Consider the following 21,419-nt stretch of genomic DNA (forward strand, 5'->3'; position numbering starts at 1 on the left):
AGACCCCATGAACGACAAGCGTTCTCGCGTCGTGGTGATCACCGGTGCCAGCGCCGGAGTGGGGCGTGCCTGCGCCCGCGCCTTCGGTGCGCGTGGCGACAAGGTGGCACTGCTCGCTCGAGGTGAGCGCGGGCTCGCCGCCGCGGCGGAGGAGGTGCGCGCCCGGGGCGGCACCCCGCTGACCGTACCGGTCGACGTGGCCGATCCCGATGCCGTCGAGGTGGCGGCGGAGCGGGTGGAATCCGAACTCGGGCCGATCGACATCTGGGTCAACAATGCCTTCGCCGCCCTGTTCGCACCCTTCGAGCAGATCTCGCCCGCGGAGTTCCGCCGGGTCACCGAGGTCACCTATCTGGGCTACGTCTACGGCACCCGCTCCGCGCTGGCGCGCATGCAGCAGCGCGGCCGGGGGACGATCGTCCAGGTCGGCTCGGCGCTGGCCTATCGGGGGATTCCGCTGCAATCGGCCTACTGCGGGGCCAAGCACGCCATTCAGGGCTTCAACGAATCACTGCGCTGCGAACTGCTGCACCAGGGCAGCCCGGTACACGTGACCATGGTGCAGCTCCCGGCGCTCAATACCCCGCAGTTCGATTGGGGCCTGACCCGCATGCCGCGCAAGGCGCAGCCGGTGCCGCCCATCTACCAGCCGGAAGTGGCGGCCGACGCCATCGTCCACGCCGCCGACCATCCGGGCCGACGCGAGTACTGGGTCGGCGCGAGCACCGTGGGCACCCTGCTGGGCAACAAGATCATTCCCGGCCTGCTGGACCGCTACCTCGGCCGCACCGGCTACGCCTCCCAGCAGACCTCCGAGCCCGAGAACCCGGACCGGCGCGCGAATCTGTGGGAGCCACTGGACGACGAGAACGGCGAGGATTACGGCGCGCACGGCCGATTCGACCGCTGCTCCCACGACGACAGCCCGCAGGTGTGGTTCTCCCGGCACCACCGCTCCCTCGCGGCCGCGGCACTGACCGCCACCGCCGGTATCGGCGCGCTCGCCTGGGGTCTGGCCCGTCGGTGAGCCCGCGGCGCGACCGGGTTGCCCTCGACGGCAATCCCCCCGCGAGTGACGACCGGAAGGAGGCGGGCTTGCCCTCACCCATCGAGGACTACGCGCTGCTCGGCGATTTGCAGACGGCCGCGCTGGTGGCCAAGGACGGCAGTATCGACTGGCTGTGCGTGCCGCGATTCGACTCTCCGGCCTGTTTCGCGGCGCTGTTGGACACTCCGGAGGCGGGCCGCTGGCAGTTGGCCCCCGCCGCGGGCGGCAGCGCCACCCGGCGCTCGTATCGCGATGATTCGTTGGTGCTGGACAGCGAATGGCACACCCCGGACGGGGTGGTGCGGGTGGTGGACTGTATGCCGCCGCGCGGATCGGCCATCGATGTGGTGCGGGTCGTCGAGGGGGTTTCGGGCCGGGTGCCCATGCGCATGGATCTGCGGTTGCGCTTCGACTGCTGGCTGCGCGACGCCGCCTTCACCCTCCAGGCGCTGCTGGGCACCGGATTCGTGGACGAGGCGCGGGCGTGGCGGGAATGGCTGGTGCGGGCGGTCGCGGGCGATCCGGGGGAACTACAGATCATGTACGGCTTGGACGGCAGTCGGCGGCTGCCGGAGCAGCGGCTGCCCTGGCTGTCCGGATACGAGGGTTCGGCGCCGGTGCGGATCGGCAATGCCGCGGTGCACCAGAAGCAGCTGGACGTGTGGGGCGAGGTCCTCGACGGCCTGCACCTGGCCCGCGACGCCGGACTCCCGGCCACCGACGTGGCCTGGGATGTGCAGCGGGCGCTGCTGGACTATCTGGAGGGCCATTGGACCGACCCGGACAACGGCCTGTGGGAAATGCGCGGTCCGCGTAGGCATTTCGTACATTCCAAGGTGATGGCATGGGCCGGTCTGGACCGCGCCGTGCACACCGTCACCGCACACGGCCTCGACGGTCCGGTCGACCATTGGCGGGCGGTGCGCGACCGCATCCACCGGGAGGTGTGCGCGCACGGGTACGACCCCGAACGCAACACCTTCACCCAGTTCTACGGTTCCCGAGGGGTGGACGCGGCGCTGCTGCTGCTCCCCCGCGTCGGCTTCCTGCCCTGGCATGACCCGCGCGTGCACGGCACCGTGGACGCGGTGCGGAAAGAGCTGTGCGAGAACGGATTCGTCCGGCGCTACGACCCGTATGCGGACGGCGGGGTGGACGGTCTGCCCGGCGGTGAGGGGGTCTTCCTGGCCTGTAGTTTCTGGCTGGCCGACGCCCTGCACGGCATCGGCCGCGCCGAGCAGGCGCGCGAACTGTTCGGCCGCCTGCTCGACCTGCGCAATGACGTCGGCCTGCTCAGTGAGGAATACGATCCGGCCACCGGCCGCCACCTGGGCAACACCCCGCAGGCGTTCAGCATGGTGGGCTTGGTCAATACCGCCCGCGAACTCACCGGCTCCTCGGTGGAAACCTCCGCCGCGCACCACGAACAGCATCTCGGCGACCGCGCGCACACCTGAGCCGGGCGGCCGCTCCGGTCGCCCGGTCGGATCAGCACCGGCTCAGTGCCGGCTCAGGGTCGCATCTCCTGCGCCTTGGTCTTCGCCCCCTGCCACATGAGATGCCACGCCCCCGGATCGCCGCGCAGGATGGCCGCCGCCGTATCCTTCATCTGCTCGAAGGTCGCATGTGGCGGAATGGGCGGCACCTCCGGATCGCAGCGCACGTCGATCACGGTGGGCCGGTCGGCGGCCAGGGCGCTCTCCCAGGCTCCGGCGAGTTCGTCGGGGTCGTCCACCGCCACCGCGCCGAGACCCATGCAGCGGGCCAGATCGGCGTAGGAGACCTCCGGAATGGTCTGGGACTCCTCGAATTTCGGCGCACCGCCCATGGCGCGCAACTCCCAGGTGACCTGGTTGAGGTCATTGTTGTGGAAGACGCACACGACCAGGCGGGGATCGGACCACTCCTGCCGGTAGCGGGCGATGGTGAGCAGTTCGGCCAACCCGTTCATCTGCATGGCCCCGTCACCGACGAGCGCGACGACGGGGCGGTCCGGATGGGCAAACTTCGCGCCGATGGCGTACGGCACCCCCGGCCCCATGGTGGCCAGGGTGCCCGACAGCGATCCGCGCATCTGGCCGCGGAAGCGCAGGCAACGCGCGTACCAGTTGGTCGACGAACCGGAGTCGGCGGTGACGATGGCATTGTCCGGAATGCGTTGCGACAGTTCCCACACCACCCGCATGGGGTTCACTGGTTTGGCCTCGAGCATGGACTGGTGTTCCACGGTGCGCCACCAGTCGGCGACATTGTTCTCCACGGTCTCCCGCCAGGACCGGTCCTGTTGGCGGCGCAGCAGCGGAATCAGCTCCCGCAGTGTGGCTTTCGCATCACCGACCAGATTCACCTCGGTCGGATAACGCATGCCGATCAGGGTGCCGTCCACATCGATCTGCACCCCGCGGGCCTGCCCGAACTCGGGCATGAACTGGGTGTAGGGGAAGTTCGAGCCGACGATGAGCAGCGTGTCGCAGTCGCGCATCAGCTCGTAGCTCGGCCTGCTGCCCAGCAGTCCGATCGGACCGGTGACGAAAGGCAGATCATCGGGCAGCACATCCTTGCCCAGCAGCGCCTTGGCCACCCCGGCCCCGGTGATGTCGGCGACCTCGAGCACCTCCGTCGCCGCGTCCCGCGCACCCTGACCGATCAGCAGGGCCACCTTCTCCCCCGCGTTGAGCACCTCGGCTGCGCGCTCGATCTCCGCACGCGCCGGGGTGACGACCGCCGCCATCCGGCCCGGCGGGCTCGACGGCACCTGCTTGAACTCGTGCTGCGGCGGCTCATAGGTCTCCTCCTGCAGATCGGCGGGGATGATCACCGCCGTCGGCGCGCGGCGGGTGAGCGCGGTGCGGAAGGCGCGATCCAGCGCATTGGGCAGCTGGCTGGACACATTCACCTCGACCAGATACTCCGAGGCAACATCCTTGAACAGCGATTGCAGGTCCACCTCCTGCTGGTAGCTGCCGCCCATGGCGCTGCGCGCGGTCTGCCCGACGATGGCGACCACCGGCACATGGTCGAGTTTGGCGTCGTAGAGGCCGTTGAGCAGATGGATCGCGCCCGGTCCGGAGGTCGCCACGCACACACCCACCCGGCCGCTGAATTTGGCGTACCCGGTGGCCTCGAAGGCGGACATCTCCTCGTGCCGGGCCTGCACGAAGCGCGGCTGGTTATCGGCCCGGCCGAAGGCTGCGACCAGCCCGTTGATGCCGTCGCCCGGGTAGCCGAACACGGTCTCGACGCCCCATTCCCGCAACCGCTGTAGTACGTAATCCGAAACCTCCATGGACATGGCTCCTCCTCGTCGTCGTGTATCCCGCCGCTGTCGGCGTGCTACCCGCTGTGGAGCCGATCAATCGCGGGCGGCCGATGCGGCTCCGTGTGCGACGCCGCACAGCGGGTAACCGGCCCGCGTGGAGCAGCTACGGGAGGAGGAGTCCAGATGACAGGGATGGACGGCGGCAGCGACGGCGCGCGGGATCGCTCGGATGCGCCCGCGATCGACCTGTGGGCGCTGGAACGCGATCTGCGGGCGGCCGTACAGGGTGAGGTGCGCTTCGATTCCGGCTCCCGGGCAACGTATTCCACCGACGCCTCGAACTACCGGCGGGTGCCGCTGGGGGTGGTGCTGCCGCGTACGCCCGAGGACGCCGTGGCCGCGGTGGCGGTGTGCCGGGCCCACGACGCGCCGGTGCTGTCGCGTGGCGGCGGCACCAGCCTGGCCGGTCAGTGCTGCAATGCCGGTGTCGTGCTGGACTGGAGCAAATTCTGTGACCGGGTGCTCACGGTGGACCCCGAGGCGCGCACCGCCGTGGTCGAACCGGGTATCGCGCTGGACGTGCTCAACGACCGGCTGGCTGAGTACGACCTGATGGTGGGTCCACGCCCGTCGACGCATGTCAGCTGCACCATCGGCGGCATGATCGGCAACAACTCCTGCGGATCCACCGCGCAGGAGTACGGAAAGATGGCCGACTCGGTGCGGCGGCTGGAAATCCTCACCTACGACGGAACCCGCGCCTGGGTGGGCGCGACCAGCGACGCGCAGTACGCGGAGCTGGTCGAACACGGCGGGAAGCTGGGTGAGATCGTGCGGCGGCTGCGCGACATCCGCGACCGCTACGCCGAGGACATCCGGGCCCGCTATCCCGATATTCCGCGCCGGGTGTCCGGCTACAACCTGGACGCGTTGCTGCCGGAGCGGGGCTTCCACCTGGCGCGGCTGCTGGTGGGCAGTGAGAGCACCCTGGTGACGGTGTTGCGGGCCGAGATCGAGCTGGTGCCCCGGCCCGGAGCGGTCGCACTCGCGGTACTGGGCTATCCCGATATCGTCACCGCCGCCGACGCGGTGCCGCACGTCCTGACCCACGAGCCGTCGGCGCTGGAGGCGATCGACGATCGGCTGGTGAATCTGGAGAGCACCCGCCACCTGGCCGACCAGGCCATACGGCAGCTGCCCGACGGACACGGCTGGCTCATGGCGCAGTTCCAGGGCGCCGATCAGGACGCGGCGGACCGCGCGGCGCAGGCCATGATGGCGGGCGTGTGCGACCGCACCGGCGCCACCGCCGTGCTGCTCGACGATCCACACCACCAGGCCGAGGTGTGGGCCGCGCGCGAGGCCGGTCTCGGCGCCACCGCCTATCCGCCGGACGGACCGGAAACCCACGAGGGCTGGGAGGACGCCGCGGTGCCGCCCGACCGGCTCGGCGACTACCTGCGCGACTTCGAGGACCTGTTGCGGGAGTTCGGCTACCAATCCTCCTCGCTGTACGGCCATTTCGGACACGGTTGCGTGCACACCCGCATTCCCTTCGGGCTGCGCACCGCCGACGGGATCGCGCGCTATCGCCGATTCGTGGAACGTGCGGCACGTCTGGTCACCGACTACGGCGGATCACTGTCCGGCGAGCACGGTGACGGCCAGTCGAGGGGCGAACTGCTGCCGATCATGTTCGGGGACCGGCTGATCCACGCGTTCGGCGAACTCGAGGACGTCTTCGACCCCCGCGACCGGATGAATCCCGGCAAGGTCGTGCACCCCCGGCGCCTCGACCAGGACCTGCGCCAGGGCGTGGACTACCGCCCCTGGGAACCCGATACCCACTTCGCCTTTCCACACGACGACCACCGGTTCAGCGTGGCCGCGGGCCGCTGCGTGGGAGTCGGCAAGTGTCGCGGCCACCAGGGCGGGGTGATGTGCCCCAGCTACCGGGTGACCCGCGAGGAGGAGCACTCCACGCGCGGTCGGGCGCGGCTGCTGTTCGAGATGCTCAACGGCGACGTGATCACCGACGGCTGGCGCTCCGAGGAGGTGCACGACGCGCTCGATCTGTGCCTGGCCTGCAAGGGATGTCGCAGTGACTGCCCGGTCGACGTGGATATGGCGACCTACAAGGCCGAATTCCTCTCGCACTACCACCACAACCGGATTCGGCCCATGGCGCACTATTCGATGGGCTGGATACCGCTGTGGGCGCGACTGGCCACGGGGATGAGCGGATTCGCCAATGCGGTGGTCCAGCACCGGACGCTGGGGCAGTTCGTCAAACGCGCGGGCGGCCTGGCTCCGCAGCGCGGTATGCCGCGCTTCGCGGACACCCGCTTCACCACGACCTTCCCTGGGCTGGAGCAGCATTCGAGCGCCGAGCGCGGCAGCGTGTTGCTGTGGCCCGACACCTTCACCAACAATTTCGAGCCCGAGGTGGCCCGCGCCGCCGTCCGCGTCCTGAACGCGGCCGGATTCACCGTCCGGATTCCCACCCGGGCCGTCTGCTGCGGCCTGACCTGGATCTCCACCGGCCAACTCGCCACCGCGAAGTGCGTGCTGCGTCGCACGCTGCGGGCCCTGCGACCCGAGCTGCGCGCGGGCACCCCGGTGGTGGTGCTGGAACCCAGTTGCGCCGCCGTCTTCCGCTCCGACCTGCCCGAACTGCTGCACGGCGACGAGGACGCCCGTCGGCTGGCCGCGCAGACCCGCACCCTCGCCGAACTGCTCGCCGACCGTGCCCCCGATTGGCAACCGCCCCAACTGGATTCCCATACGGTCGTGCAACCCCACTGCCACCACCACGCCATCCTCGGCTTCGACCCGGATCGTGAACTGCTCGGCCGCTGCGGTCTCCACGCCGATGTGCTCGATGCCGGATGCTGCGGTCTGGCGGGCAATTTCGGCTTCGAACGCGGCCACTACGACGTCTCCGTGGCCTGCGCCGAGGACAAACTCATGCCCGCCGTCCGCGCCCAGCCTCCCGGCACCCTCGTCACCGCCGACGGTTTCAGCTGCCGCACCCAGATCCGCGAACTGGCCCCGGACACCGCGCCCGTGCACTCCGCACAGCTGCTGGCCCACGGCCTCGACCGGTCGAGCACCGCGGACGCACCGGACCGGGACACCGGTCCCGTCGTGCCGTAACCGAGAACAAGCTGGTGGGGGCGTTTGCCGGGCGATCCGGCGGGCATGTCCGGAACAGGACACTTGCTCAGCGTCGACGCGTCCGGGTCGTGATCCGGTGTTTCGTGCACCGGGCGCATGCCGGGCCGGAAAGGAGCACAGTCATGGCCGAGCAGCGGCTGCCCACGCTCATCGATCTGGACGACACCGATCTGACCCTGCGGAATCCGACCTACGACATCCGCAATCGCACCGTCATCGATCCGCAGGAGAACGAGGTCGGGGAGGTCGACGGGCTCATCATCGACGAGAACGAGCGGCGGGTGCGGTTCATTCGGATCGCATCCGGCGGGGTGCTCGGATTCGGGCAGACCAAGCGGCTGGTGCCGGTGGAGGCGATCGTCGGGATCGAGGGGAAGTCGGTGCACATCGACCGGACCCGACAGCAGGTCACCGACAGCCAGCCGTACGATCCGCCGCTCGTCGACGCCCCCACCTTCTACGAGGCGCTGTACGGACAGTACGGGTACACACCGTTCTGGGCGGCGGGGATGGGGCGCTACCCCACCCCGTGACCCGCGCCGCACCCACCGCTCACGCGGCGGTCGTCGCGGCCACGATCGCGTCGATGGGATGCGCGGCACGACGGTGCCGGGCGGTACTTCAGCCGAATTCAGCCGTACGCCACGCTCATCGCGGCCGGTGCCACCGCTTCGGGTCGCCGCACCGGCGCGTCGTGCGCGGCGGTGAGTTGCGCGGCGGGCGACTGCGCCTGTGCCAGTTCCGCCTGGAGTTCGTGGATCAGGCCGGCGGCGATGGCCTGGTTGGGGTGGTCGTCGTGTAGGGCTCGTTCGCAGCGCAGCGCGAGGTCGCGGCGGTCGGTGCCGGGCGGTTCCAGCGGCTGCAACACCACCTCGGCCACGACACCCCGGGAGCGCAGCACCCGGCGAATGGAATCCATCAGGGTGTCGGTGCCGACGAAACCCGGAACCGTGGAGAGTTCACCCGCGCGGTCCAGATAGCGCACGCGGATCGGCTGCACGGGCACCTCGGCGTCGATGGCCGCCTGGAACAGCGCGGGGCGCATGCGACCGCGCCCGCGCCCGCACCAGGTGGTGCCCTCGGGGAAAACTCCCACGCGCTCACCAGATTTCAGACGCTCCACCATGGTCGTCACCACGGCGGGCAGGGTGCGTAGATGCTCGCGCTCGATGGGGATGACGCGCACCAGGCGGGCCACGTCGCCGAGCAGCGGCCAGTTCACCAGATCGGCGCGGGCCACGAAACTCATGGGCTGCACGGCGCTCAGCACCACGATATCGGTCCAGCCCACATGGTCGGCGACCACCAGTAGCCCGCGGCCGACGTGGCCGTCCTCGATCCGGGTCACGGTGTCGGTGCGCGATGTCCCGTCGCCGTTCGCGGCACCCACCGGTTCGTCGCCGCGCCGGTCTACGACACGGACCCGAATCCCGCAGCACGACAGCAGGGTTCGCGCGTAACCGCGCTGCATGGCGGGCCGCCAACGACGCGGCGTGGCCAGATAGGCGGCCGGGAAGGTGGACAGCACGGCCGCGAAGGACAGGATGCGTCCGGCGACCCGCAGGGTTCCGGACTCAACGGCGGACTCGACGCAGTCGGGACCGCAGGGGCTCGACGGCATCCAGGCGTGCACGGGCGCGGCGGGCGGGCACGACAGCGGTGCCGAACCCGGGGACAGGAAGGCGGGCATCATGGCGGCTCACCGGGCATCGAACGTGGCCGCGGCGCTGCGCAACCGATCCAGGTAACGGGTGTTCACGGTGGCGAAGCCGAGCAGCGCCACGAAGTCGGCGACACCGAAATCGGGGTCGTGGGCGGGCTCGCCGCAGATCTGCGCGCCCAGGCGCAGATAGCCGTTGAGCAGCGGCGGCACCTTCGCGCGGGCGGGCGGTTCCAGCTCGTCGAGGGTGCGGCCGTCCACCTCCACCGGGCGGTACGGGTGCACGAAACGCTCCGGCGTCACCGCGTGGCGGGCGAGCAGCATGTCCCGCACCCCGCGCACGTTCACGCCGGGCTCGTCCTCGGGTGTCAGCCGCATGGGCACCGAGACGCAGCCCATCACCCAGTCGTAGCCGGTGATCTCGATGTAGTGCAGGATGCCCGCCCACATGAGGCTGAGCACCGAACCGTTGCGGTGTTCGGGCACCACGCAGGCGCGGCCCATCTCGACGATGCGCTGCCCTTCCGGATCCAGGCCGGTGAGGTCGAATTCGGTGGCGGTGTAGTAGCCGCCCGCGGCGGACACTTTGTGCGGCGGCAGCATCCGGTAGCAGCCGACGAACTCGTCGCTGTGGTTGTCGCGGACCAGCAGGTGATCGCAGTGCTCGTCGAAGCGGTCGTGGTCGCGACCGGTGCCGTCGTCGGCGATGGTGAATCCGGGCTCACCCGCGAACACCCGGTAGCGCAGCCGCTGGGCCACCTCACGATGGGCGGCATCGGATTCGACGACCAGGGAGTACCGGGCACGGCCCTGGGAGCGAATCGGTTCCGGGGTGGAACAGGGGGCGGCGGAGAGCAGGGCTGGATTCGACGCTGCCTTGGGGGTCATAACGATGATCAAGCCAGGCGCACACTGCGCCGGGGCAACCTCGGGATGGCGAGCCGATGCCGGTCGAGTGAACGTGATCTGGACCGCACACGGAGTTCATCCGACGGTCGCCGACCGTTCCCCACCAGGACGAATACTGGTTTCCGAGGCGGCTTTCCGCTGACGGTGAGGATGCGGAGCCTCGACGCGAAGTGCGCGAGAAGTGACAGCCTACGTCACCGCGACCGCGGCCGGTCGGCCACCCCCGCGCGGTTCCCGCACGACAGCGGCATGGTGATCCCAATGCCTGGCCCGGGTCCCAGCTCCCAGGTCCCGGGTCCCGGACCGGGCGGCTAACGACGACCGCCCGGCGAGTACGCCGGGCGGTGCGGTATGCCGCGAAACGGTGCCGGAATCCCGCGAAACGGTGCCGGATGCCCGCGAAGCGGTGCGATGCGGATCAGGCCGCGCGACGTTGCTCGGTGATCTCCGGCGCGGCGGGCTTTTCCACCTCGTCGAAGCCGGGCCGCCCGGTGCCGATGAAGGCCACCAGCCAGGAGAACACGGCGGCGAACCGGTTGCGGAAGCCGACCAGGTAGAACAGGTGCACCGCCAGCCAGGCGACCCAGGCCACGGTACCGGTGAACTTGATCTTGTCGTTGACCTTGGTGACCGCGCTGAATCGGCTGATCACCGCCATGCTGCCCTTGTCCCAGTACACGAACGGGGTCGCGACCTGCTTCTTGTGGCGGATGATGTCGGCGACGTGGCGACCCTCCTGCATGGCCACCGGCGACTGGCCCGGGTAGCCGTTGAGCGAGGTCATATCGCCGATGGCGTAGATGTCGGCGTGTCCGCCCACGGTGAGGTCGGGATTGACCAATAGTCGTCCGGCACGGTCGGTTTCGCAGCCGGTGGCCTCGGCCAGCAGGCGCGCGAACCCACCCGCCTGCACACCGGCAGACCACACCACGGTCTCGGCGGCGATACCGCGCTCCACGCCGTCCTTGCTCTTGACGGTCACCTTGCCGAGTTCGATATCGGTCACGAAGGTGTCCAGCAGCACCTCGACGCCGCTGTCGGTGAGCGAGCGCTTCGCGTACTCCGACAGAGTGCCGCCGAAGGGCGGCAGCACCGCACCGGCGCCCTCGACCAGGGTGACCGACACCTCCTGGTGGTAGTGCCGCTTCGACAGCTCCTTCAGCTGCCCCGCGACCTCGACGCCGGTCGCGCCCGCGCCCACCACCACGAAGCTCAACAGGCGCTCACGGGTGGCCGGATCGGCGTTCTCGGCCATCGCGAAGACGTGCTCGATCTGGGCGCGCAGGCGCTTGGCATCGTCGATGGTCTTGAGCGAGAAGGTCTTGTCGGCGAAATCGTCACGGCCGAAGTAGGACTGGCTGGCACCGGTCGCCGCGATGAGCTTGTTGTAGCGGATGCGCCGCAGGCCCTCGGGCGTCTCGTAGGTGAGGACGGCGTCCTCGGCGTCGATTCCGACGACCGTGCCCAGCCGGGCCTCACCGTGCTTGTGGTGACGAATGATGTTCTTGATGGGCGGCGCGATCTCATCGGAGGCCAGCACACCCGTCGCTACCTGGTAGAGCAGCGGCTGGAACAGATGCTCCGGAGTGGCCGAGATGAGAACGTAATCGATCCCCGACTTGTTCAACTGCTTGGCGGCGGCCAAGCCACCGAAGCCCGATCCGACGATGACGACATCAGTGGCTTCGATCCCCGAATCCAAGTACTGCATGACAGCTCCCTTCTGTCATGACTAACCGTGATTCGGAACGTGATTGTTCCAGGGGTCAGGGCGCATAATGTAGATGACTCTTATCTAGGTTGATCATGAATGGAGATCATCGAGTGGAGCTGCGACAGCTGGCGTACTTCGTCGCCGTCTGCGAGGAGCTGAGTTTCAGTCGCGCGGCGACGCGCTGCTTCATCTCCCAGTCGGCCATCAGCCACCAGATCGCTCGACTCGAGCGTGACCTCGGCGTGACCCTCTTCGAACGCTCGACCCGCTCGGTGGTGCCCACCGACGCGACCACTCGGCTACTTCCTCTTGCAAAACAAATGTTGAGCCTGGAATCGGCCATTCGCGCAGCTGTACGGGCTTCCGGGCCGCGCATTCGCTTGGCGGCGAACATGTCTTTCGCAACAAGATCACTGTCGGCGATCGCGGGAGCACGCGCCGCGCATCCGGGGGCCGAGATCGAGTTCGTCATCAAGCCGTTCCGACAGCGCATCCAGGCGGTGGCGGACGGGGACTGCGATCTCGCGCTCATCCGCGGCAGCGTGGACCAGCCCGGACTGACCGTCGAGAAACTCTGGGTGGAGGATCTGGTCATCGCCACCTCCACCGCTCATCCACTGGCCGGGCGCGAGGACGTCACCTTCGCCGAACTCGGCTCGTACCCGCTGCTGCTGCCGCCGGAATCCGAGCAGGTGCTGCTGCACAACGTGGTGCGCGCCGCCTTCGCCGACCTGCCCACCGGACCCGCGTACGGGCCGCCCATCCCGCCGGACCACACCGCCACCATGGAACTCATCAATCGCCCCGACGCCTGGACCATCCTGTACGCCGACAGCCAGACCGAGGGCATCGCGACACTGCGGCTGGCGGGGCGGCCGCTGCGGGTGCCGGTCTCGGCGGTGACCCGCAGCGATGTGCGCCGCTCCCCCATCCTGACCACGCTGCTGGCGGCCCTGCACAGCGCGTGACCGCGCCCGGCCGCGTCAGCGGTGGAGTGCCTGAGCCGTGTCAGCGGTGGAGTGGCTGGGCCGCGTCAGCGGTGGAGTGCCCGCGCCACGGCCAGGTGCAGGCGCAGATCGTCCGGCTCCTCGTCCTCGACGGCCCAGACGATCTCCTCCATGGCGCGCAGGAACGCCCAGCCGCGGGCGCGCTCCGGGTCGATGTCCAGGCCCGCCGCCGTGCGCGCGACGGCCTCGCGGGCGTGCGCGGGGGTGGGGTCGCACTGCACTTGGATCATGATCAGGAAGCCCGCGTCGAAGGCGGCCTCGCCCAGATACGCCTTGGGGTCGATGAGCAGCCACGGTTCGCGTTCGGCCGCCACGATATTGCCGAGGTGGGTGTCGCGATTGACCACCAGCAGCGGCCCGTCCGGGACCGCCAGGCGTTCGCACCAGTCCAGTGCCGACCGCCGCAGTCGCGCCGGAATCACCTGCGCCACCTCGGGTTCGGGATCGGTGAACATCTCGACCCATTCCGTCACCATGCCGGTCGCCTCGGGGAGGGGCGGGAAGTGGCCGGGAAGGCCGGTGGGCGTGCGGCGCAGTCGCCGGTACAGCGCGCAGGCCAGCTCGATCTTGTCGACGTGTTCGGGCCTGCCCTCGAGGCTCGGGAATCCGGGCTGCTCCAGCAGCGGAGTGCCGGGGCGGGCCCATTCCAGCAGCATGGCACCGGAATTCGGGTCGAACTCGTGGAGTCGCACCGCTCCGTCACCCCGGTAGCAGTGCAATCCGGCGGCTTCGCCGATGTTCTCCGGGTCGACCACCGGGATCTTGAGCACCGCCGGGCCGCCGTCGGCGCGGCGCACGGGCGCGACCCACGAGTGGGTGCCACCGCCGAAGGCGTCGCCGATCACCTCCAGTTCCCATGCGGCACAGCGCTCTTCGATCACGGCGGGCAGGGCCGCCAACCAGCGCTCACCATGCTCTTCGAAACTCTCACGAATCGTCTCGGCGACGTCCACGGGCAAGGTCACCGCACCAGCCTCGCATCCGGCCGACACGGACCGGCCGATCGGCATACCCTGGCTTCGTGAGCTCCGAGAATCTGCGGGCGTCCGACGCGGACCGCGAGAAGATCGTCAACCGGCTGCGGCTGGCCATGGACGAGGGCCGCCTCAGCCTCCACGAATTCGACGAACGGCTGCAACAGGTCTACGCCGCCAAGACGCACGGCGAACTGGTCCCACTGACCTCGGACCTGCCCGCACAGCGACCCCAACGCGGCACCCGCCCGGCCGATACCGGCATCCCCACCTGGATCAAGATCATGTGGACGCCCTGGGTCTTCGTGAACCTGCTGTGCATGGTGATCTGGCTGGCGACCGGCCTCGGCTACTTCTGGCCCTTCTGGGTAATGGTCCCCTGGGGCCTGGCCCTGCTCATTCCCACCACCATCGGCATCACAACCGCCCGCGACCAGCGCCGCCGCGCCGGATAGGGCGCTCACGGCAACCTCACCGCCGACATCCAGGAAGCCGGGAGCCGCGCTGGCTAGCGTCTGCGTCGAACGATGATTCCGACGACAGGAGCGATCATGGACGACCGCCACGAGCACGACCTGGGGCTGGCACACGACCTGCGGGTGATGGGCAGGCGGCGGGCGCTGCGGTGGTTCGGAGCGGCGGGGGCGGCGCTGCTCACCGGATGCGCGAACGGCGAGACCACCGGCGGCACCACCGAAACCACCGGCACCATGACCACGACGAGCACGCTGGCCGCCGCACCGCAGGAAACCGCCGGACCCTATCCCGGCGACGGGTCGAACGGGCCGAACGTGCTCATCGAATCCGGTGTGGTGCGCCAGGATCTGACCACCAGTTTCGGCGCGTACTCCGGTGTGGCCGAGGGTGTTCCGGTCACGATCGAACTGACTCTGGTCGACCTGGTGGCCAGCGCGCCCGGTGCGGATATGGCCGTCTACCTGTGGCACTGCGATCGCGAGGGTCGGTATTCGCTGTACAGCAGCGGTGTCGAGGAGGAGAACTTCCTGCGCGGCGTGCAGGTCGCCGACGGCGACGGCAGGATCCGGTTCACCTCGATCTTCCCCGCCTGTTACGACGGGCGCTGGCCGCATATCCACTTCGAGGTGTACGACTCGCTCGCCACCGCCGTCGCGGGCTCGAACGCCCGTCTGACCTCCCAGATCGCCTTGCCGCAGGATGCCTGCGAGCAGGTCTACGCCTACGATTCGGCCTACAGCTCCAGCCCGTCCAACCTGTCTCGCGTCTCGCTGTCCTCGGACAATGTCTTCGGTGACGGCTGGGACGCCGAATTGGCCACCGTCACCGGCACGCCCGCGAATGGGATGACGATCGCGCTCACCATCGGCGTCGGCGAGGCATCGGCCACCACCGGCGCAACCGGCGCAACCGACGCTCGAGGGGGTCCCGACGGGTCGAGGCCGACCGGATAGCCGAATCGCTCGGATGATTCCCGGCGGTACGCACCCGAGCCGTGCCCGATCAGGTTCCGGCGATCGGCGTCTCGTGCACCGAACGCCACAGGTACCGCTGGCCGTCGGTGGTCAGCACGGCGGTCACCCACCGCCGCGTCGTCAGCTCCCCCACCGTGTTCGCGGCGATGAACCGCACCACCACCAACCCCGGCCGCTGCGCGATCTCCCCCACCTCGGACACCTCGATCCGCAAGCCCGGCTGGGCATTGCGCGCCGACCACAGCCCGGACAGCAGCGTCCCCCGATCCACGAGCTGCCCGGTCGTCACCACCGAGGTGAAGCCCTCGTCCAGGGCGGCGGAGATCCGATCGAACACCTTGGGCGGCGCATCACCCCCCGAGCCACTCGGCCAGATCCCAGTGCAGGCCCGCGACCACCTCGGACAGATCGAGTCCGATTGCCATATCGCGGTTTTCATCGGCCATCGCCTCGGCCTTCCTACGCCGAGGATCGAATCGACCACGCACCATTCCCCCTGAAAGCACGACTCGCCAAATCAGACCGCTTACGCGACAACTGATTTGGCGAGTAGAGGGTAACTCATCGGGTACCGGCTGACCCGGCCCGCGGGCGGGTCGGCGACACGACACATCACGCCGCCGACCCGCCCACGTGAGACACGGAGAGGTGGACTAGCCCTTGTGGGCCTTGACCGCCTCGGTCAGCTGCGGGGCGACATTGAACAGGTCGCCGACGATGCCGTAATCGCTGATCTCGAAGATCGGGGCCTCTTCGTCCTTGTTGACGGCCACGATGGTCTTCGAGGTCTGCATGCCGGCGCGGTGCTGGATGGCGCCGGAGATGCCGAGGGCGACGTACAGCTGCGGGGAGACCGTCTTACCGGTCTGGCCCACCTGGAACTGGCCCGGGTAGTAGCCGGAGTCGACGGCCGCGCGGGACGCGCCGACGGCGGCACCGAGGGCGTCGGCGAGCGGCTCGACGACCTTGCCGAAGTTGTCGGCCGAACCGACGCCGCGGCCACCGGAGACCACGATGGCGGCCTCGGTGAGCTCCGGACGGTCACCGCCGACGATCGGCTCGCGAGCGGTGACCTTGACGACGCCCTCTTCCTGCGCGGGCACCTCGACGGCGACCTTCTCGCCGGCGCCGTTCTGCGGGGCGGCCTCGATGGCGCCCGGGCGCACCGAGATCACCGGCACGTCGCCGGTGGCCTTGGCGTCGACGGTGAACGCGCCACCGAAGATGGAGTGCACGGCCGAGCCGTCACCGTTCACGGCGATGACGTCGACCAGCAGGCCGGAGCCGATGCGGGCGGCGAGGCGGCCCGACACCTCCTTGCCCTCGGCGGTGGCGGCGACCAGGATCGCGGCCGGCGAGGCGGACTCGGACAGCCCGGCCAGCACGTCGACCTTCGGGGTCACCAGGAAGCCCTCGGCGTCGTCGGACTCGGCGACGTAGATCTTCTCGGCGCCGGCGGCGGCCAGGGCGTCACCCAGCTTGTCGGCGGTGCCGGGGGCGGCGACCACGACGGCGGCCGGGGTGCCCAGCGAGCGGGCCGCGGTGAGGAGTTCGGTGGTGACCTTCTTGGGGGCACCTTCGGCGTGCTCCACGAGCACGAGTACTTCTGCCATTGTCTTTACTCTCCTGAAGTTCGTTGTGCTCGGGGGCTTTAGATGATCTTCTGGCCGACCAGGTAGGTGGCGATCTGGTTGCCGCCCTCACCCTCGTCGACGATCTTCTCGCCCGCCGTGCGCGGCGGCTTCGGGGTCACACCGGTCACCTGGGTGCCGGCGTTCGCAACGCCCACGGTCTCCGGGTCCACGCCCAGGTCGGCCAGGGTGAAGGTCTGCACTTCCTTCTTCTTGGCGGCCATGATGCCCTTGAAGGACGGGAAGCGCGGCTCGTTGATCTTCTCGTTGACCGAGACGATGGCCGGGAGGCTGGCCTCCAGCTTGAACACGCCCTCGTCGGTCTCGCGCTCGCCGGTGACCTTGTCGCCGTCGACGGTCAGCTTGCGCAGGTGGGTCAGCTGCGGCAGACCCAGGTACTCGGCGACGATGGCCGGGACGGCGCCGGCGCGACCATCGGTGGACTCGTTACCGGCGATGACCAGCTCGACACCCTCGATCTGGCCCAGCGCGGCGGCGAGGATGTAGGCGGTCTGCACGGCGTCGGAGCCGTGGATGGCGTCATCGGAGATGTGGATGGCCTTGTCGGCGCCCATGGACAGCGCCTTGCGGATGGCCTCGGTGGCGCGCGCCGGACCCGCGGCCAGGACGGTGACCTCGCCGCCCTGCGCCTCCTTGATCAGCAGCGCCTCCTCGACGGCGCGCTCGTTGATCTCGTCGAGGATGGCGTCGGCGGCCTCGCGGTCGAGGGTGTAGTCACCGTCGGTCAGCTTGCGCTCGGACCAGGTGTCGGGAACCTGCTTGATCAGTACGACGATGTTCGGCATTGGTCTTCGTCGACCTCCTGTTCTGGTGGCACTGGGGTGTGGCGGTCGCACGACTGCCCACATGTGTAGCTCGGCCAGGACATTACCCTACGTTAAGTTACTCGTGGGTAACTTAGGCTGTGATGTTTTGCATGACCCCCCTCCGACGCCGAGTGTGATACAGGCAACCGCTAACGTCGGACGGGTGAGCGATGCCGTGATATCCCCCGAAGATGCATCCCCCGAAGGCCACGCCGATCCCCTGCCGCTGACCGGCGAGCGGACGGTGCCCGGCATCGCCGAGGAGAACTACTGGTTCCGTCGCCACGAAATCGCTTACGCCCGACTGCTGTCGCGCTGCGCCGGAAAGACCGTGCTCGAAGCCGGAAGCGGAGAAGGCTACGGGGCCAACATGATCGCCGATGTGGCCGCGCGTGTCATCGGGCTGGACTATGACGACTCCGCGGTCGCGCACGTGCGGGCCAAATACCCGCGGGTGGAGATGATCCAGGGCAATCTGGCCGACCTGCCGCTCGAAGACGCCTCCGTCGACGTGGTGGTGAACTTCCAGGTCATCGAACACCTGTGGGACCAGGCGCAATTCGTGCGCGAATGCCTGCGGGTGCTGCGGCCCGGCGGCGAACTGCTGATCAGCACCCCCAACCGCATCACCTTCTCCCCGGGGCGCGACACGCCGCTCAATCCTTTCCACACCCGGGAACTCAACGCGGCCGAACTCACCGAACTGCTTGTCGAGGCCGGTTTCCGGGTCGATGTCATGAGCGGCGTATTCCACGGCGCGACGCTGGCCGCGCTGGACCGGAAGTGGGGCGGGTCGATCATCGACGCGCAGATCGAGCGGGCGCTCGCCGGGCAGCCGTGGCCAGCCGACCTGGCGGCCGACGTGGCGGCGGTGTCCGTCGACGACTTCGACCTGCTCACCGACGCCGACTCCGATATCGACGCCAGCCTCGACCTGGTCGCCATCGCGGTGAAGCCGTGAGCGGGAAGTCCACGGTTCCGGGCCAGTTCACGCTGGTCCTGCACTCACATCTGCCCTGGCTGGCCCATCACGGGCGGTGGCCGGTCGGCGAGGAGTGGCTGTACCAGTCCTGGGCCGCCTCCTACCTGCCGGTGGCCCAGGTGTTGAGAAACCTTGCCGCCGAAGGCCGTTCGCATCTGCTGAGCCTGGGCATCACGCCGGTGCTGGCGGCGCAGCTGGACGACCCGCACTGCCTGTCCGGCATGCACCACTGGCTGGGCAACTGGCGGCTGCGCGCCGACGAAGCCGCCATGAGTGGGAATACCGCACTCGGCGCGCACGAACACCGGCTCGCCACCGCGGCGCTCGCGGACTTCGAGACGCGCTGGCGGCACGGGGCGTCACCGGTGTGGCGCGAACTCATCGACGCCGACGCCATCGAACTGCTGGGCGGGCCGCTGGCCCATCCCTTCCAGCCGCTGCTGGACCAGCGGCTGCGCGCCTATCAGCTCAGCGAGGGTCTCGCCGACGCGCGGCAGCGCTGGGGGCATACGCCCGCGGGCATCTGGGCTCCCGAATGCGGATTCACCCCCGGCATGGAGCGGGACTACGCGGCGGCCGGGATCTCGCATTTCCTGTGCGACGGACCCGCGCTGCGCGGTGACACCACCCTCGGGCGGCCGGTGTGGGACTCCGACGTGGTGGTGTTCGGCCGCGATCTGCACGTGTCGTACCGCGTGTGGTCGCCGAAGTCCGGCTACCCGGGTCAGCCCTACTACCGTGATTTCCATCACTACGATCACGCCACCGGGCTCAAGCCCGCGCGGGTCACGGGCAAGACCGTGGCCGGGCCGGACAAGGCTCCCTACGATCCGGAACTCGCCGCCGCGGCCGTCGACCGCGACGTGGCGGACTTCGTGGAGACGGTGCGCGAACGCCTGATCGCGGAGTCCGAGCGCATCGGCCGCCCCGCCCTCGTGGTGGCCGCCTTCGACACCGAACTGTTCGGCCACTGGTGGCACGAGGGGCCGCAGTGGCTGGAGAAAGTGCTGCGCGCGCTGCCCGAGGCCGGGGTCACCGTCGGCACCCTCACCGACGCCCGCGACCGTGGTTACGTGGGCGAACGCGTCGAACTGGCCGACTCGTCGTGGGGTTCGGGCAAGGACTGGCGGGTCTGGGCCGGGGATCAGGTGCGCGATCTGGTCGACCTCAACGCCGAGATCGTGCGGCTGGCCCTGGACACCCTGGACAAGATGCGCACCGATCAGGACGGCCTCCGCGATCCGGTTGCCGATCAGCTGCTGCGCGAGGCCATTCTCACCGTCTCCAGCGACTGGGCGTTCATGGTGTCGAAGGATTCGGCCGCCGGATACGCCCGCGACCGCGCCCATCAGCACGCCCACGCCGTCCGCGAGATCGCGGCCGCCGTTTCGGCCGGGCAACTCGCCAAAGCCGGGCAGTTGGCGGCAGGATGGAGCGCGGCCGACGGACTCTTCCCGGCGCTGGACGCGCGCCGACTCGGCCCTGCCGCCCTAGAAGGACATTGATGAAGATCTTGATGGTGTCGTGGGAGTACCCACCCGTCGTAGTCGGCGGGCTGGGCCGCCACGTCCACCACCTGGCCACCGAACTCGCCGCCGCCGGACACGAGGTGGTGGTGCTGGCCCGTCGGCCCATGGGCACCGACGCGAGCACCCACCCCACCCACTCTTTCGTGGAGGACGGCGTCCTGGTGGTGGCGGTGGCCGAGGATCCGCCGTGCTTCGACTTCGGCGAGGACATGCTGGCCTGGACGCTGGCCATGGGGCACGCCATGGTGCGGGCCGGGGTGGCGCTCACCAAGCCCGGCATCGGCGAGGGCTGGGCGCCGGATGTGGTGCACGCCCACGACTGGCTGGTCGCGCATCCGGCCGTCGCGCTGGCCGAGTTCTACGATGTGCCACTGGTTTCCACCATTCACGCCACTGAGGCCGGGCGGCACAGCGGCTGGGTGTCGGGCCGGGTCAACCGGCAGGTGCATTCGGTGGAATGGTGGCTGGCGCACGAATCCGACGCGCTCATCACCTGTTCGGCCTCCATGCGGGAGGAGGTGGAGCGCCTCTACAACCCGGAGCGCACCCCGCTCACCGTCATCCGCAACGGTATCGACGTGGGCGCGTGGACTTTCCGGGAACGCGCACCCCGCTCGGGTCCGCCGCGTCTGCTGTACGTCGGCCGCCTGGAATACGAGAAGGGCGTGCAGGACGCCATCGCCGCCCTGCCCCGCATCCGGAAGGCGCATCCCGGAACGACGTTGACCATCGCCGGGGTCGGCACCCAGTTCGACTGGCTGCGCGAGCGCGCCCGGGCGCACCGGGTGGCCCGCGCCGTCAACTTCGCCGGACGCCTGGACCACACCGATCTGCTGGGCTGGCTGCACAGCGCCGACGCAATCGTGCTGCCCAGCCGCTACGAGCCCTTCGGCATCGTCGCGCTGGAGGCGGCCGCCGCCGGCACCCCGCTGGTGACCTCCACCGCGGGCGGCCTCGGCGAACTGGTGACCGACGGCGTCACCGGCGCGTCCTTCGCTCCCGCCGACGTCAACGGCCTGGTCGACGCGGTGGTCTCCGTTCTGGACGACCAGCTCGCCGCCCAGGACCGCGCCTGGGCCGCCCGCGAACGCCTCACCGCCGACTTCGCCTGGGACGTGGTCGCCGCCGAAACCGCCCTGGTCTACCAGGCCGCCAAACGCCGCGTCCGCACCCCGCTAGCGCGCCCGGCGATCGTGGAACGCCCCCTCCCGGAACGCGATCCGAACCAGCCGTACTGACTCCGGCGGTGCG

General features: G+C 69.4%; 18 protein-coding genes. 10 read left to right on the plus strand and 8 right to left on the minus strand.

Annotated features, from left to right (window positions below; translation table 11 throughout):
• Positions 1-7: 7 nt before the first annotated feature.
• A complete protein-coding gene (locus tag QJS31_RS17500) occupies positions 8-1,027 on the plus strand; it encodes an SDR family oxidoreductase (RefSeq protein WP_282778489.1) in 1,020 nt (339 codons plus the stop codon).
• Positions 1,028-1,095: 68 nt separating this feature from the next.
• Positions 1,096-2,505 carry a glycoside hydrolase family 15 protein gene (locus QJS31_RS17505; protein WP_282778488.1) on the plus strand — a complete coding sequence of 470 codons (1,410 nt, stop codon included), beginning with the start codon at positions 1,096-1,098 and terminating at the stop codon, positions 2,503-2,505.
• 53 nt (positions 2,506-2,558) lie between these two features.
• Here QJS31_RS17505 and QJS31_RS17510 read toward each other — a convergent pair whose 3' ends face one another.
• Positions 2,559-4,340, minus strand: a complete 1,782-nt coding sequence (locus tag QJS31_RS17510; RefSeq protein WP_282778487.1) for a thiamine pyrophosphate-requiring protein — start codon at positions 4,338-4,340, stop codon at positions 2,559-2,561.
• A gap of 159 nt (positions 4,341-4,499) precedes the next feature.
• Here QJS31_RS17510 and QJS31_RS17515 point away from each other — a divergent pair, with 159 nt between their 5' ends.
• Both QJS31_RS17515 and QJS31_RS17520 read left to right on the plus strand, forming a co-directional pair.
• Positions 4,500-7,463 carry an FAD-binding and (Fe-S)-binding domain-containing protein gene (locus QJS31_RS17515; protein ID WP_282778520.1) on the plus strand — a complete coding sequence of 988 codons (2,964 nt, stop codon included), beginning with the start codon at positions 4,500-4,502 and terminating at the stop codon, positions 7,461-7,463.
• A gap of 143 nt (positions 7,464-7,606) precedes the next feature.
• Positions 7,607-8,017, plus strand: coding sequence for a PRC-barrel domain-containing protein (locus QJS31_RS17520; protein WP_282778485.1), 411 nt, complete (start codon positions 7,607-7,609; stop codon positions 8,015-8,017).
• A 98-nt stretch (positions 8,018-8,115) separates the two neighbouring features.
• Here the strand turns inward: QJS31_RS17520 and QJS31_RS17525 are convergent, their stop codons facing one another.
• From QJS31_RS17525 to QJS31_RS17535, 3 genes are all read right to left on the minus strand, one after another.
• Complete coding sequence (locus tag QJS31_RS17525) at positions 8,116-9,177, minus strand: 1-acyl-sn-glycerol-3-phosphate acyltransferase (RefSeq protein ID WP_306357172.1); 1,062 nt, start codon at positions 9,175-9,177, stop codon at positions 8,116-8,118.
• Between the two features lie 6 nt (positions 9,178-9,183).
• Entirely contained in the window at positions 9,184-10,032 is an 849-nt protein-coding gene (locus QJS31_RS17530) for a GNAT family N-acetyltransferase (RefSeq protein WP_282782291.1), read from the minus strand.
• 439 nt (positions 10,033-10,471) lie between these two features.
• Entirely contained in the window at positions 10,472-11,764 is a 1,293-nt protein-coding gene (locus QJS31_RS17535; RefSeq protein WP_282782290.1) for an NAD(P)/FAD-dependent oxidoreductase, read from the minus strand.
• A gap of 113 nt (positions 11,765-11,877) precedes the next feature.
• Between QJS31_RS17535 and QJS31_RS17540 the strand changes: the two genes are divergently transcribed.
• Complete coding sequence (locus tag QJS31_RS17540; protein ID WP_306357173.1) at positions 11,878-12,735, plus strand: LysR family transcriptional regulator; 858 nt, start codon at positions 11,878-11,880, stop codon at positions 12,733-12,735.
• A gap of 65 nt (positions 12,736-12,800) precedes the next feature.
• Here the strand turns inward: QJS31_RS17540 and QJS31_RS17545 are convergent, their stop codons facing one another.
• Positions 12,801-13,739 (minus strand): aminoglycoside phosphotransferase family protein, encoded by a 939-nt coding sequence (locus QJS31_RS17545; RefSeq protein ID WP_282782287.1) that lies wholly within the window; start codon positions 13,737-13,739, stop codon positions 12,801-12,803.
• A 56-nt stretch (positions 13,740-13,795) separates the two neighbouring features.
• Here QJS31_RS17545 and QJS31_RS17550 point away from each other — a divergent pair, with 56 nt between their 5' ends.
• Together QJS31_RS17550 and QJS31_RS17555 are read left to right on the plus strand one after the other, a co-directional pair.
• Positions 13,796-14,203, plus strand: a complete 408-nt coding sequence (locus tag QJS31_RS17550) for a DUF1707 domain-containing protein (protein ID WP_282782285.1) — start codon at positions 13,796-13,798, stop codon at positions 14,201-14,203.
• A gap of 96 nt (positions 14,204-14,299) precedes the next feature.
• Positions 14,300-15,178 (plus strand): dioxygenase, encoded by an 879-nt coding sequence (locus tag QJS31_RS17555; RefSeq protein ID WP_306357174.1) that lies wholly within the window; start codon positions 14,300-14,302, stop codon positions 15,176-15,178.
• 49 nt (positions 15,179-15,227) lie between these two features.
• Here the strand turns inward: QJS31_RS17555 and QJS31_RS17560 are convergent, their stop codons facing one another.
• The 3 genes from QJS31_RS17560 to QJS31_RS17570 form a co-directional block, all read right to left on the minus strand.
• Positions 15,228-15,536 (minus strand): hypothetical protein, encoded by a 309-nt coding sequence (locus tag QJS31_RS17560; protein WP_306357175.1) that lies wholly within the window; start codon positions 15,534-15,536, stop codon positions 15,228-15,230.
• 316 nt (positions 15,537-15,852) lie between these two features.
• Positions 15,853-16,812, minus strand: coding sequence for an electron transfer flavoprotein subunit alpha/FixB family protein (locus tag QJS31_RS17565; protein WP_029927372.1), 960 nt, complete (start codon positions 16,810-16,812; stop codon positions 15,853-15,855).
• A 38-nt stretch (positions 16,813-16,850) separates the two neighbouring features.
• Positions 16,851-17,636: an electron transfer flavoprotein subunit beta/FixA family protein gene (locus QJS31_RS17570; protein ID WP_282782278.1), complete on the minus strand. Its 786-nt coding sequence runs from the start codon at positions 17,634-17,636 to the stop codon at positions 16,851-16,853.
• A 184-nt stretch (positions 17,637-17,820) separates the two neighbouring features.
• On the opposite strand from QJS31_RS17570, the gene QJS31_RS17575 reads away from it, so the two are divergent.
• From QJS31_RS17575 to QJS31_RS17585, 3 genes are read left to right on the plus strand one after another with little or no spacing between them, the layout of a single operon-like run.
• The gene (locus QJS31_RS17575; protein WP_282782276.1) at positions 17,821-18,618 is read left to right on the plus strand and encodes a bifunctional 2-polyprenyl-6-hydroxyphenol methylase/3-demethylubiquinol 3-O-methyltransferase UbiG; all 798 of its coding nucleotides are present in this window, start codon (positions 17,821-17,823) and stop codon (positions 18,616-18,618) included.
• Positions 18,615-20,144 carry a glycoside hydrolase family 57 protein gene (locus QJS31_RS17580; protein WP_282782274.1) on the plus strand — a complete coding sequence of 510 codons (1,530 nt, stop codon included), beginning with the start codon at positions 18,615-18,617 and terminating at the stop codon, positions 20,142-20,144. The genes QJS31_RS17575 and QJS31_RS17580 overlap by 4 nt, the downstream gene beginning before the upstream one ends.
• Entirely contained in the window at positions 20,144-21,406 is a 1,263-nt protein-coding gene (locus tag QJS31_RS17585; RefSeq protein WP_282782272.1) for a glycosyltransferase family 4 protein, read from the plus strand. The genes QJS31_RS17580 and QJS31_RS17585 overlap by 1 nt, the downstream gene beginning before the upstream one ends.
• The last annotated feature ends 13 nt before the right edge of the window (positions 21,407-21,419 follow it).

This window comes from Nocardia sp. CC213A (genome assembly GCF_030766805.1).
GTDB classification, from domain to species: domain Bacteria; phylum Actinomycetota; class Actinomycetes; order Mycobacteriales; family Mycobacteriaceae; genus Nocardia; species Nocardia otitidiscaviarum.